The sequence below is a fragment of the Sphingosinicella sp. genome, assembly GCF_052388015.1.
Taxonomy (GTDB): Bacteria; Pseudomonadota; Alphaproteobacteria; order Sphingomonadales; family Sphingomonadaceae; genus Allosphingosinicella.
Window position 1 is genome coordinate 1 of sequence record NZ_JBQTIN010000170.1, and the last position, 12,917, is coordinate 12,917.

The 12,917-nt window shown below is 68.2% G+C and carries 11 protein-coding genes; 6 read left to right on the forward strand and 5 right to left on the reverse strand.

From position 1 onward, the window contains the following. The 6 genes from ACT4N3_RS13640 to metC form a co-directional block, all read left to right on the forward strand. The coding region (locus ACT4N3_RS13640; RefSeq protein WP_444855771.1) for a M28 family peptidase at window positions 1–1,115 on the forward strand (1,115 nt) is incomplete at its 5' end. Between the two features lie 59 nt (window positions 1,116–1,174). Beyond that, window positions 1,175–2,626 (forward strand): S10 family peptidase, encoded by a 1,452-nt coding sequence (locus ACT4N3_RS13645; RefSeq protein WP_444855781.1) that lies wholly within the window; start codon window positions 1,175–1,177, stop codon window positions 2,624–2,626. Window positions 2,627–2,628: 2 nt separating this feature from the next. Continuing rightward, window positions 2,629–3,420, forward strand: a complete 792-nt coding sequence (locus ACT4N3_RS13650) for an SDR family oxidoreductase (protein ID WP_444855772.1) — start codon at window positions 2,629–2,631, stop codon at window positions 3,418–3,420. Window positions 3,421–3,543: 123 nt separating this feature from the next. Then, on the forward strand, window positions 3,544–5,277 hold the full coding sequence (locus ACT4N3_RS13655; RefSeq protein ID WP_444855773.1) for a cytochrome c biogenesis protein DipZ: 1,734 nt from the start codon (window positions 3,544–3,546) through the stop codon (window positions 5,275–5,277). Between the two features lie 118 nt (window positions 5,278–5,395). Beyond that, the gene (sseA, locus tag ACT4N3_RS13660) at window positions 5,396–6,238 is read left to right on the forward strand and encodes a 3-mercaptopyruvate sulfurtransferase (protein WP_444855774.1); all 843 of its coding nucleotides are present in this window, start codon (window positions 5,396–5,398) and stop codon (window positions 6,236–6,238) included. Continuing rightward, window positions 6,235–7,419 carry a cystathionine beta-lyase gene (gene metC, locus ACT4N3_RS13665; protein ID WP_444855775.1) on the forward strand — a complete coding sequence of 395 codons (1,185 nt, stop codon included), beginning with the start codon at window positions 6,235–6,237 and terminating at the stop codon, window positions 7,417–7,419. Before sseA ends, metC begins: the two co-directional genes overlap by 4 nt. On the opposite strand, the gene ACT4N3_RS13670 is transcribed toward metC, so the two are convergent. The 5 genes from ACT4N3_RS13670 to ACT4N3_RS13690 all read right to left on the reverse strand — a co-directional run. Then, on the reverse strand, window positions 7,416–7,763 hold the full coding sequence (locus ACT4N3_RS13670) for a hypothetical protein (RefSeq protein ID WP_444855776.1): 348 nt from the start codon (window positions 7,761–7,763) through the stop codon (window positions 7,416–7,418). The two genes, metC and ACT4N3_RS13670, sit on opposite strands and share 4 nt — an antisense overlap. A gap of 130 nt (window positions 7,764–7,893) precedes the next feature. Next, a complete protein-coding gene (locus ACT4N3_RS13675; RefSeq protein ID WP_444855777.1) occupies window positions 7,894–8,301 on the reverse strand; it encodes a DUF3035 domain-containing protein in 408 nt (135 codons plus the stop codon). A gap of 24 nt (window positions 8,302–8,325) precedes the next feature. After that, window positions 8,326–8,874, reverse strand: a complete 549-nt coding sequence (gene lspA, locus ACT4N3_RS13680; RefSeq protein WP_444855778.1) for a signal peptidase II — start codon at window positions 8,872–8,874, stop codon at window positions 8,326–8,328. Next, on the reverse strand, window positions 8,867–11,800 hold the full coding sequence (gene ileS, locus ACT4N3_RS13685) for an isoleucine--tRNA ligase (protein WP_444855779.1): 2,934 nt from the start codon (window positions 11,798–11,800) through the stop codon (window positions 8,867–8,869). The genes lspA and ileS overlap by 8 nt, the downstream gene beginning before the upstream one ends. Before the next feature lie 136 nt (window positions 11,801–11,936). Next, on the reverse strand, window positions 11,937–12,917 hold a 981-nt coding region (locus ACT4N3_RS13690), incomplete at its 5' end, for a bifunctional riboflavin kinase/FAD synthetase (RefSeq protein ID WP_444855780.1).

Genomic DNA, 12,917 nt, shown 5'->3' on the forward strand with positions numbered 1-12,917 from the left:
CGCACATTTCCGGCGCGCTCAAGAGCCATGCCCGTGACGAGCGCGTCCGGCTGCTGGTCGAACGCGGCGCCGTCGGCCTGATCGCGATCGCCACCACCCACCAGGCCGAGGCGCCCTGGGCGCGGACCGCCCCCGTCTATTCGCGCCAGCCGGGCATGTATTTCACCGATCCGGCGCTGCGCGACCCCGGTCCGCTGCTCGGCGGCACCGTAAGCCCGGCGACCGCCGAGCGACTGTTCGCCCGCTCCGGCCGTTCCTATGCCGACATCGCGGCCGCGGCCGATGCGTCGCGGCCGGTGCCCGGCTTCGCGCTGGGCCAGTCGCTGCGGGCGACGATCGCCATCGAGGGCCGCAGCCTGTCCTCGGCCAATGTCGTCGCCCGGCTCCCGGGTCGCGACCCGACGCTCGCCGCCGAGCATGTCGTGCTCACCGCCCATCTCGACGGCCTCGGCGTCGGCACCCAGCCGGGCGACGCGATCCACAACGGCACGCTCGACAATGCCGCCGGGGTCGCCTCGCTGCTCGACATCGCCGCCCGCTATCGCCGCACCCGCGCCCGGCCGCGCCGATCGATCCTGTTCGTCGCTTTGACCGGCGAGGAAAGGGGCCTGCTCGGCTCGCGCTATTTCTCCCGCCGGCCGAGCGTGCCGCGCGAATCGATCGTCGCCAATCTGAACTACGACATGGCGCTGCCCATCTACCCCTTGACCGGTGTGACCGTGCTCGGCGCGGAGGAAAGCAGCCTCGGCGAAGACGCCCGCGCGGTCAGCGAGTGGCGCGGCCTCCCGCTCCTCCCCGATCCCTTTCCGAACCGCAACGCCTTCACCCGCTCGGATCAGTACAGCTTCATCGAGCAGGGCATCCCGGCGCTGGCCTTCAAGTTCGGCTTCGCGCCGAATTCGCCCGAGGCGGCGGCCGAGGCGGCGTGGCGCGCCACCCGCTATCACATGCCGTCGGACGATCCCGCCCAGCCGGTGCGGCGCGAGGATTCGATCCGGCTCAACGATTTCATCGCCGCCCTCGCGCTGCGCGTCGCCAACGCTGAGGGCCGGCCCCGCTGGAATGATGACAGCTTCTTCCGCAGATTTGCCAGGCCCCAGGAAAGGACTCCCTAGTGTTGAAACCTCGTCTCGCGGTCTTCGCCGCCTGCGCCCTCGCCCTCGCAGGGGCGGTGATGGCCCAGCCGCCGGCCCCGCCCGCCGCCAAGGCCGAAACCAAGGGCCCGCCGGCCGATCGCGAGCCGCAGATGTCGGTCACCCGCCACAGCGGCACGTTCGGCGGCCAGCGGGTCAACTACACCGCCACCGCCGGCGAGATCTTTCTCCGTGCCGATAACGGCACGCCGCGTGCCGCGATCTATTTCACCTCCTATATCGCCGAGCCGCGCAACCCCAATCGCCCGGTCACCTTCCTGTTCAACGGCGGGCCGGGCTCCGGCTCGGTCTGGCTGCACATGGGCGCCTTCGGGCCGCGCCGGGTCGCGATCCCCTCGAACGGCACCGACGACGGCGCGCCGCCTTATCCGATCGTGCCCAATCCGGATTCGCTGCTCGACGTCACGGATCTCGTCTTCATCGATCCGGTCGGCACCGGCTTCAGCCATGCGCTCGGCGACACCAACCCGCAGGACTTCTGGGGCGTCACCGCCGACGCCCGCTCGATCGCCCAGTTCATCCGCCAGTGGCTCAACGACAATGGCCGCTGGAACAGCCCGAAATTCCTCGGCGGCGAGAGCTATGGCACGACCCGGACGGCGGCGGTGGTCAACCAGCTCGAAGGCGCGTTCAACGACGTCGCCTTGAATGGCCTGATCCTGATCTCCACCGTGCTCGATTTCGGCGCCGGGGCGGACACGCCGGGCAACGAGATGACGCATGTGCTGAACCTGCCGTCGATGGCCGCCACCGCGCTCTATCACGGCCGCGCGCAGGCGAGCTCGGTCGAGGCGTTCGTCGAGGAGGCGCGGCGCTGGGCGACCGGTCCCTATCTCCACGCGCTGGTGCAGGGCACCGCCTTGCCGCAGGAGGAGCGCGCCGGCATCCGCCGCGATCTGGCCCGGTTCACCGGCCTTTCCGAGGACTATCTGGAGCGCGCCGACCTTCGCGTCACGCCGTCCCGCTTCTATCGCGAGCTGCTGCGCGACCGTGGTCTTTCCGTCGGCCGGCTCGATTCCCGCTACACCGGCCGCGACTATGATTCGGCCGGCGAGGAGCCGGACAACGATCCCAGCTTCTACGGCATCGACGCCGGCTACACCGCGGCCGTGAACCAGCACATCCGCGAGGTGCTCGGCTTTCGCACTGACCGCTCCTACGTCACCATCGGCCCGGTCGGCCCCTGGGACTGGCGGCTCGGGCAGGGCCGCGACAGCGACGCCTATTTGAACGTCGCGCCCTATATCGGCCGGGCGCTTCGGGAGAATAGCGGCCTCCGGGTCTTCGTCGGCCAGGGCTATTACGATTTCGCCACGCCCTTCTTCGCCGCCGAATATTCGCTGTCGCGCACCGGCATGCCGCGCGACCGGATCCAGTATCGTTACTACGGCTCCGGCCACATGATGTACGTCCGCGACGACGACCGGGTGGCGCTGAGCCGCGACGTCAGAGCCTTCATCCAGGGGCGGTAGCGATGGACTTGGGCATCGCCGGACGGACCGCGATCGTCTGCGCGTCCAGCCGCGGTCTCGGCCGCGCCTGTGCGACCGAACTCGCCCGCGCCGGCGCACGGGTTGCGATCAACGGGCGCGATGCCGATCTGCTCTCCCGGGTCCGTGACGAGATCGCCGCCGAGACCGGCGCGGAGGTGGTCGCCGTCCCCGGTGACATGTCGACCGAGGAGGGGCGCGCGGCTTTGCTCGCCGCCTTCCCGGCGGTCGACATCCTGGTCAACAACAATGGCGGCCCGCCGCCGCGCGATTTCCGCGCCATCGGCCATGACGAGATGATCGCCGGGCTGGAGGCGAACATGATCGCGCCGGCTTTGATGATCCGCGCCGTGCTGGACGGGATGGTCGAGCGCCGCTTCGGCCGGATCGTCAACATCACCTCGGGCTCGGTGAAGGCGCCGCTGACCGGGCTGGAATTGTCGAGCGGTGCACGGGCCGGCCTCACCGCTTTTGTCGCCGGTATCGCCCGCGCCGTGGCGCACGCCAATGTGACGATCAACCACCTGCTGCCCGGCGCGTTCGACACCGATCGGATCGCGGCCCTGGTCGAGAACCAGTCCCGGCAATCCGGCCGCGACCCCGCCGAGGTCCGCGCCCAGCGCGAGCAGGGCATTCCGGCCAGGCGCTTCGGCGCCCCGGCCGAGTTCGGCGCGGCCTGCGCCTTCCTTTGCTCGGCCCAGGCGGGCTATATCACCGGCCAGAGCCTGCTGATCGACGGGGGGGGCGTTCCCGGGCATCATGTAAGCTGGCGATAGATGCCGCTTATCGTCGCCAGAACGAAAAAGCATTGGATTAGGCGCTCGCTTGTCGCGCATGAGCGGAGGCGCAGGGGATGAAGCGGGCGTAGGGAAGGCCCGACGCCAGCCGAAAGGGTCGTGATGCTGCTTCTCCTGGTCGCCTATCTCGGCGGCGTCCTCACCATCGTCAGCCCGTGCATCCTGCCGGTGCTTCCCTTCGTTTTCGCGCGGGCGAACCGCTCCTTCTGGCGCAGCTCGCTGCCGATGCTCGCCGGCATGGCGGTGACCTTCGCCGGCGTAGCGACCCTCGCCGCGGTCGGCGGCGGCTGGGCGGTGCAGGCCAATCAGGCCGGGCGCTGGGCGGCGATGATCCTGCTCGCCTTCTTCGGCCTCACCTTGCTGTTCCCGGCGCTCGCCGACCGGGCGATGCAGCCCTTGGTCCGCTTGGGCGGGCGCCTCTCCGAGCGCGCCGAGGGCGAGGAGCGCGACAGCATCACTGGCTCGCTGCTGCTCGGAATCGCCACCGGCCTGCTCTGGGCGCCTTGCGCCGGACCGATCCTCGGCCTCATCCTCACCGGCGCGGCGCTCAACGGGGCCAGCGCGAGCACGACCCTGCTCCTGCTCGCCTACGCGCTCGGCGCGGCGACCTCGCTTGCGCTGGCGCTGCTGATCGGCGGCCGGGTGTTCAAGGCGATGAAGCGCTCGCTCGGTGCCGGCCAGTGGGCGCGTCGGGTTCTGGGGCTGCTCGTCCTCGTCGGCGTTGGCGCGATCGCGCTTGGCCTCGACACCACCACTCTCGCCCGCCTCTCGACCGCCCAGACCGACGCGATCGAGCGCGCGATCGCCAGCGGGGTTGGCCAGGACATGCCGGGCGGCAGCAGCGAGGTCAGCCAGGGCGCGGACGGGCAGCTCAACCTTCCGGTGGAGCGCGAGATGCCGCCGCTCGACGGCATCACCCAATGGCTGAACTCGAACCCGCTCACCCGCGAGAGCCTGCGCGGTCGCGTCGTGCTGATCGATTTCTGGACCTATTCCTGCATCAACTGCATCCGCTCGATCCCCTATGTGCAGGCTTGGCACGAGCGTTACGCGCGCGACGGGCTGGTCGTGATCGGCGTCCATGCGCCCGAATTCGCGTTCGAGCGCGACGTCGCCAATGTCGAGCGCTCGATGCGCGATCTCGGCATCACCTATCCGGTCGCGATCGACAATGAGTTCGCCGTCTGGCGCGCCTTCGCCAACCGCTACTGGCCCGCCCATTACTTCATCGATGCCGAGGGACGGGTCCGCTACCACCATTTCGGCGAGGGCGATTACGAGCGCTCGGAGCAGGTCATCCGCCAGCTCCTCGCCGAAGCCGGCCGCAACCCGACCGGCACCGCCGGCCCGGTCCGCGCGCAGGGCGTCAACATGGGCGCCGCTCGCGATACCTTGCGCTCGCCGGAAACCTATATCGGCTTTGCCCGCGCCGAGCACTTCGTCTCGCCCGGCGGCCAGGTCCGGGACCGGCAAAGCACCTACCTCGCCGGCCGCATGGCGCTCAACGACTGGTCGCTGGTCGGCGACTGGATCGTCCGCGCCGAGCACGCCGAGGCGACGGCGCGCGGCGGCCGCATCGCCTTCCGCTTCCATGCCCGCGATCTCCATCTGGTGATGGGCAGCCTGAACGGGATGCGGGTGCGCTACCGGATCCGGATCGACGGCCAGACGCCCGGTCCCGACGCCGGCATGGACGCGAACGCGGCCGGGGAAGGCGCGGTGACCGGCGAGCGGCTCTACCAGCTCATCCGCCAGCGCGGTGCCGTGCGCGAGCGGACGTTCGAGATCGAGTTCCTCGATCCGGGCGTGCGCGCCTTCGCCTTCACCTTCGGCTGAACCGTCCGAGCTCCTCTCCGTCATTGCGAGCGAAGCGAAGCAATCTAGTCGGCGCAAGAACTGGATTGCTTCGTCGCTTCGCTCCTCGCAATGACGAGGAGAGTGCGAAGGAGGATGCGTGGACTCGCTGGTATCGACCGAATGGCTGGCGGAGGAGCTCGGCGCGCCGGACCTGCGCGTCGTCGATGCGACCTTCTTCCTGCCGACCGACAATCGCGACCCCAAGGCGGAATATGTCGCCGCCCACATTCCCGGCGCGGTGTTCTTCGACATCGCCGAGATCGCCGACCTCGACAATCCGCTGCCGCACATGCTTCCCGACGAGACCAAATTCGCCAGCCGGATGCAGACGCTCGGCATCGGCGACGGCAACAGGATCGTCGTCTACGACAATTCGCCGCTCCACACCGCGGCGCGCGCCTGGTGGATGCTGAAGGCGTTCGGCGCGCATCTCGTTGCAGTCCTCGACGGCGGCTTTCAGAAGTGGATGGCGGAGGGGCGGCCGTTCGAGATCGGCCGCGACCTCCACCGCCACGGCCATTTCACCGCGCGGCTCGACACCAACGACGTCGCGGACAAGGCGCAGCTGCTCGCCGTTCTCGACGCCCGCGATCACGAGATCGTCGATGCCCGCCCCGCCGCGCGCTTCGCCGGCGAAGGCCTTGAGCCGCGCCCCGGCCTCGCCTCCGGGCATATGCCCGGCGCGCGCAGCCTGCCGCAATCGGAGCTGTTCAATCCGGATCACACCTACAAGTCGCTGGACGCACTTCGGGCGGAGTTCGACAGGGCCGGGGTCGACCTCGCCAAGCCGATGATCACCACCTGCGGCTCGGGCGTTACCGCTGCCTCGGTCCTCTTCGCCGCCCGCCTTCTCGGCAAGCGGGACGTGCGCGTCTATGACGGCAGCTGGTCGGAATGGGGCGCCGACCCCGCGACCCCAAAGGCCACGGGCGCCGCATGAGCAAAAAGTTGAAGCCCGAGACCCGGCTGATCGAGGCCGGCCGCCGCAAGGAATGGACGGCCTTAGGCGAAGGGAAGGGCGGCATCGTCAATCCGCCGGTCTGGCGCGCCTCGACGATGCTGTTCGACGATGTCGCGGCGATGGAGGCCGCCAACCCGCCCCGTGACGGCACGCTCCACTACGGCCGCAACGGCGCGCCGACCCAATGGGCGCTCGCCGAGGCGCTGACCGAGATGGAGCCGGGTGCGGCGATCACGAAACTCTATTCCAGCGGCGCGGCGGCCTGTGCGGCGGCGATCCTGACCGTGGCGAACGCGGGCGACGAGATCCTCGTCGTCGACAGCGTGTACGGCACGACGCGCGCATTCTGCGAGACGACACTGAAGCGCTTCGGCGTCGCGACCCGCTTCTACGATCCGATGATCGGCGTCGGGATCGCTGACCTGATCGGCGACAAGACCCGCGCCATCTTCCTCGAAAGCCCCGGCTCCAACACGTTCGAGGTGCAGGACGTGCCGGCGATCTGTGCCGTCGCGCGCGAACGCGGGATAGCGACCCTGATCGACAACACCTGGGCAACACCGCTCTTCTTCCCGGCCATCGCCGCCGGCTGCGACCTCTCGATTGTCGCCTGCACCAAATATGTCGGCGGCCATGCCGATGTGATGCTGGGCTCGGTGACGGCGACCGAAGCCTGGGCCGAGCGGCTTGACAAGACCAGCCGCATGCTCGGCCACGCCGCCTCGCCCGACGACGCCTGGCTCACCCTGCGCGGCCTGCGCACGCTCGACGTGCGGCTTCGGCGCCACGAGGAGAACGGGCTCAAGGTCGCGCGCTGGCTGAAGGCGCAGCCGCAAATCGCGCGCGTCCTTCACCCGGCGCTGCCCGACTGCGCCGGCCATGAATATTGGCGACGCGACTTCACGGGCGCGACCGGCCTGTTCTCGATCGTCTTCGATGACGGCGACGCGGCGGCGGCGGATCGCTTCGTCGAGCGGCTCGCATTGTTCGGGATCGGCTACAGCTGGGGCGGCTTCGAGAGTCTCGCCCTCCCGCACGCGCCGAAGCGAACCGCGAGTCCGAACGAATGGGAAGGCCCGATCGTCCGCCTCCATATCGGCCTGGAGCATCCCGACGATCTGATCGAGGATTTGGCTGCTTCGCTGTCCAGCTACGGCTAGGAAACCAGTTCGCGCATCTCGGCGAGCGTGGCGCGGATCGCGCCGGCGAGCCGGGCGGCGGCGGCGCGCGAGGGGTTCTCCCCAGCCGCCAGCAGCGCCTCGACCCCGCTCGCCGTCCAGACGGCGCTTTCCGCGGCCAATGCGTCGAAGCGGCGGCGCACGATCGGCGGCGCCCGATCGTGGCCGGCGCTGATGGTCGCCGCTTCGTCGAGCCCGGCGTCGCTGGCTTGTGCCTGTCGCCCCGCGAGCCGCTCGACCAATGCCAGCGCCTCGCGCAGCTGCGCGATCCTGTTGCCGGGATCGTCCGCCGGCGCCGCGGAGAAGGAGGGCGGCTGGTGCGTCATCGCCGCGAGAAACTAACGCGCCGGCGCTAACGAAGACCTAATGTTCCCCGGCGCAGGCCGGGGTCCAGTCCTAAGTAAAGAACGGCGCGACAGCGCCGCCTGGGCTCCGGCCTTCGCCGGAGAACAATAATTATTGCGGGACGGAGACCGAGGCTTCCTGGCCGTCGCCCTGCGGCAGCTGAAGGATGGTCTGAACGAGCTGGCCGCGATTGACCACCGTCGTCTCGGGATCGCCGACCGTCGAGCGGGCGCCCACGGCGGCGTGATTCACGCCAGCCACCTGGAGCAGGTTGTTCTCGACCGCGCTGCGCGGCTGCGGCCCCCCGAACAGTGCCTGCAGCGCCTGCGCGCTCGGATCGCCCGGATCGGCCTGGCCGGGGGCGGGCGGGGTCAGCGCATAATCGGGCGGCACGATCAGGGTCGGGTTGCGGGCGACGGCGAACTCGTCCGGCCGGGCGCGGTTGAACGGACCGGTACCGGCGCAGCCGGCGACGAGGCTGCCGGCGGTCGCGGCGAGGAGGAGAGAGGACAGACGCATTGATCGGATTTCCTTTGGGCGGGCTCAGCTTTCCCTGTCGGCCTTGCTTTCGCGCATCAGGAGCGCGCGGACAAGCAAAAGCAGCACGCCGATGGTAATCGCCGCGTCGCCGACATTGAAGACCAAAAAGGGCCGCCACTCGCCGAAATGCAGGTCGGCGAAGTCGACGACATAGCCGAGCCGGCTGCGATCGAGGATATTGCCGAGCGCGCCGCCGAGCACGAGCGCCAGCGCGATGGTGTCGTCGCGGCGCTTCTCCCGCCACAGCCAGACCGCGACGAAGATCGCGATCGCGGCGGTCATCGCGACCAGCAGCCAGCGGCCCATGACGCTGCCCGCCGAGAGCAGCCCAAGCGAGACGCCGGTATTCTCCACCCATCTCAGGTCGAAGAAGGAGGTGATCTCGATCCGCCCCTGAGGCTGGTTCATCAGGTCCAGCGGATAGGTGACCACCCACTTCGTCGCCTGATCGAGGACGAAGACCAGGAAGGCGACGACGAAGGCCGTCGCCCGGTTGTTCTTGATCCGCAGGGACGCCCGCGCCGAGCCTTCCCTCATGCTGGCCTCAGCCATTCACCACCCCTTCGCAGCGCCCGCACAGGTCGCCATCCTCAACCACCTCCGGCAAATGCCGCCAGCACCGGCCGCATTTGTTTCCCTGTGCTAGGGCTTCTCGAACCTCAATCCCTTCACCACCCTCCGGTGTTTCAACATGAGGCAGGATCGTTGCGGACGAGGTGATACAAACCTCCGCAAACACAGCTTCACCAAGCGAAGAAATCGCTTTGTGGTCCTGTTCGCTATGACATCGCACGACGGGTGCGGCCTCCAAGCTTGAGCCAATCCGCTTCTCTCGACGAGCAACTTCGAGGATGCCCGTTATCATCGTGCGAACCCGCCTGACGCGATTCCAGCGCGTTTCTAGATTATCGTCGCGCCAGCCGGCGTCGACCTCCGGCCAGTCGAGCATGTGGACCGAACCGCTGTCGGGATAGCGCGTTTGCCAGACCTCCTCGGCGGTGAAGCACAGGATTGGAGCCATCCAGCGCACCAGCGCCTCGAACACCGTGTCGAGCACCGTGCGGTAAGCCCGCCGCTTCGCGCTCGTCGGCGCGTCGCAATAGAGGCTGTCCTTGCGGATATCGAAGAAGAAGGCGGAGAGATCGTCGTTCGTGAAAGCCTGCAGCGCACGGACATAGCGATTGAACTCAAATCCTTCCGCCGCGTCCTTCAATTCCGCATCGAGCAGCGCCAGCCGGTGCAGCACCCAGCGCTCAAGCTCCGGCATTTCCGCCACCGCCAGCCGTTCCGCATCGGCGAATCCATCCAGCGCGCCGAGCAAATAGCGGAAGGTGTTGCGGAGCTTGCGATAGGCGTCGGACGTGCCGGCCAGCACCTCCTTGCCGATCCGCACATCCTCGAAATAATCGGTCGAGGCGACCCAGAGGCGGAGGATGTCGGCGCCATTGTCGCGGATGATCGCCAGCGGATCGACGACATTGCCGTCCGACTTGGACATCTTGCGCCCGTTGCCGTCGAGCGCGAAGCCGTGGGTCAGCACCGCGTCATAAGGCGCCCGGCCGCGCGTGCCGCTGCTCTCCAGAAGCGAGGACTGGAACCAGCCGCGATGCTGGTCGGAGCCTTCGACGTAAATGTCCGCCCGCACGCCCTCGCCGTAACGCGCCTCGATCACATAGGCGTGGGTCGATCCGCTATCGAACCAGACGTCGAGAATGTCCTTCTGCGGCTCGTAATCTTCCAGATTGTAGCCGTTGCCGAGCAGCGCCTGATGATCCGCCTGGAACCAGGCGTCCGCGCCGCCCTCGTGAAAGGCGCGGATGATCCGCGAATTGACCGCTACGTCCTTCAGATATTCGCCGGTCTTGCGGTTCACATAGAGCGCGATCGGCACCCCCCAGGCGCGCTGGCGCGAAATTACCCAGTCCGGCCGCCCCTCGACCATGGCGCGGATGCGGTTGCGCGACTTCTCCGGCACCCAACGCGTGTCGTCGATGGCGGCCAAGGCCGTTGAACGCAGCGTAGCTCCCTCTCCCGCTCGCGGGAGAGGGTCGGGGTGAGGGTCTTCCCGTCCCGAAGAAGAAACAAGGCCCTCACCCTGCCCTCTCCCGCGAGCGGGAGAGGGGGAAGTGGCATCCATCGGAATGAACCATTGCGGGGTGCAGCGAAAGATCACCTTCGCCTTGGAGCGCCAGCTGTGCGGATAGGAGTGCTGGAAATCGGCGCTGGCCGAGAGCAGCCCGCCCGCTTCGCGAAGGTCCGAGCAGATCGGCCCGTCCGGGGCGTTGAACTTCGCGTTGATCACGGAGCCTTGCCCGCCCAGCCAGGCCCAGTCCGCGCGATACTTGCCGTCATCCTCGACCGCGAAGACCGGATCGATGCCATGCGCCTTGCACAGCAGGAAATCGTCCTCGCCATGGTCCGGCGCCATATGGACGAGCCCCGTGCCCTGATCGGTGGTGACGAACTCGCCCGGCAGGAAGGGGCGGGGCCTGGCGAAGAAACCGCCGAGATGGTGCATCGGGTGGCGGGCGGTTGCCCCCGCGAGTTCCGACCCTTTGAACCACGCCATGTCCAGCGCTGGCATTCCCGCCCGGGCCATGAACGGCTCGACCAAGTCTTCAGCGACAATGACCCAGTCGCCGGCATGTTGATGTTCCGCTGGCCATTCGAGCGCCGCGTACTTGATATCCGGGCCGTAGGCTAAGCCTTGATTGACAGGGATCGTCCAAGGGGTCGTCGTCCAGATCGCCGCGTAGATCTTGAATCCTCGACGAAGAACCTCGCTCAGTGTCGGCGAATTCGGCGCTTCCACGATCTCGAACGTCACGTCGATCTGCGTGCTCGTGATATCCTCATATTCCACCTCGGCCTCGGCGAGCGCGGTCTTCTCGACCGGCGACCACATCACCGGCTTGGCGCCGCGGTAGAGCTGGCCGCTTTCGGCGAACTTCAGCAGCTCCTCGCAGATCTTCGCCTCGGCCTCGTATTTCATGGTGAGATAGGGGTCGTCCCACTCGCCCATCACGCCGAGCCGCTGGAACTGTTCGGACTGCACCGCGACCCATTTGTCCGCATAAGCGCGGCATTCGGCCCGGAACTGGTCGACCGGGACCTCGTCCTTGTCCTGCTTCTTCTTGCGATAGGCTTCCTCGACCTTCCACTCGATCGGCAATCCATGGCAGTCCCAGCCGGGGATGTAGGGCGCGTCGAAGCCCCGGAGGCTCGCCGAGCGGACGACGATGTCCTTCAGGATCTTGTTCATCGCATGGCCCATATGGATGTCGCCATTGGCGTAAGGCGGGCCGTCGTGGAGGATGAACCGCTCGCGCCCTTTGCGCGTCGCGCGGAGCTGTTCGTACAGCTTCTCCTCCGCCCAGCGGGCGAGGATCGCCGGCTCCTTCTGCGCGAGGCCGGCCTTCATCGGGAAGTCCGTCTTCGGCAGGAAGACGGTGTCTCTATAGTCTGGTTTTTCGGACATGCGGGGCGGGGCTTAGCGGGGGGTTGCCGCAGTGGAAACCCTCTCCCGCTTGCGGGAGAGGGCAGGGTGAGGGTCTTGTTCTATTTTCTTCTCTGTCGTCGTGGCGGTCGGCGGGAAGAAGGAGCAGTCCCTCACCCTAACCCTCTCCCGCAAGCGGGAGAGGGGATTGGAGAGCGACCTTCGCGGCCTCTGCGTCCCGCTTCACCTGCGCGACCAGCGCCTCAAGGCCATCGAAGGCTTGCTCGTCGCGGAGATGGGCGATCAGGGCAACCTCGATGCACCGGCCGTAAAGATCGCCGTCGAAATCGAAATACCAGGGCTCGAGCAATTCGCGGCCGTCGGCGAACATCGGCCGGATGCCGAGATTGGCGACCCCCTCCAGCGCGCGCGCGCCCGCCCCGGACCCCGATCCGGGGTCAGCAAGCGCGGCCCGCACCGCATAGACGCCGAAACGCGGCCTGACATAGTCGCCGAGGCCCATATTGGCGGTCGGGAAGCCGAGCTCGCGCCCGCGCTTGTCGCCATGTTCGACCACGCCCCGGATCGCGAACGGCCGGGTGAGCAGCCGCGTCGCCGTGGCGCAGTCGCCGGCTTTCAGCGCCTCGCGAATGCGCGTCGAGGAGATCGTACCTTCATCGTCGGCTATGGCAATCGTGGTGTCGACCGAGAGGCCGTTCGCCTGGCCGAGCAATTTCAGCTGCTCGACATCGCCGGCGCGTCCCTTGCCGAAGGTGAAATCCTCGCCGGTCACGACGCCCGCCGCGCCGATCCGGCTGGCGAGATGGTCGGTGACGAACTCCGGCGCCGGCACCGCGGCGAACGCGGCGTTGAAATCGAAGACGAACATCGCATCGACGCCGGCCGCGGCGAAGAGCGCCGCGCGCTGGTTCATGTCGGTCAGGCCGAAGGGCGGCAGGTCCGGCCGGAAGAAGCGGGCCGGGTGCGGATCGAAGGTCGCGACCAGGGCCGGCCGCCTCTCGGCCCGCGCCCGCGCGACGGCGCGGCCGACCACCGCCTGGTGGCCGGCATGAAATCCATCGAAATTGCCGAGCGCGACGATGCCGCCGCGATAGGGGGCCGGGACCGCCGCGCCCCCGTCCAGGCGCTCCATGGGCGC

Coding starts and splice junctions, on each gene's coding strand:
- ACT4N3_RS13675 (WP_444855777.1), bottom strand. CDS start 8,301: ATGCGTCTGTCCTCTCTCCTCCTCGCCGCGACCGCCGGCAGCCTCGTC.
- lspA (WP_444855778.1), bottom strand. CDS start 8,874: ATGGCTGAGGCCAGCATGAGGGAAGGCTCGGCGCGGGCGTCCCTGCGG.
- ACT4N3_RS13650 (WP_444855772.1), top strand. CDS start 2,629: ATGGACTTGGGCATCGCCGGACGGACCGCGATCGTCTGCGCGTCCAGC.
- ACT4N3_RS13655 (WP_444855773.1), top strand. CDS start 3,544: ATGCTGCTTCTCCTGGTCGCCTATCTCGGCGGCGTCCTCACCATCGTC.
- ACT4N3_RS13645 (WP_444855781.1), top strand. CDS start 1,175: ATGGCCCAGCCGCCGGCCCCGCCCGCCGCCAAGGCCGAAACCAAGGGC.
- ACT4N3_RS13670 (WP_444855776.1), bottom strand. CDS start 7,763: ATGACGCACCAGCCGCCCTCCTTCTCCGCGGCGCCGGCGGACGATCCC.
- ileS (WP_444855779.1), bottom strand. CDS start 11,800: ATGTCCGAAAAACCAGACTATAGAGACACCGTCTTCCTGCCGAAGACG.
- metC (WP_444855775.1), top strand. CDS start 6,235: ATGAGCAAAAAGTTGAAGCCCGAGACCCGGCTGATCGAGGCCGGCCGC.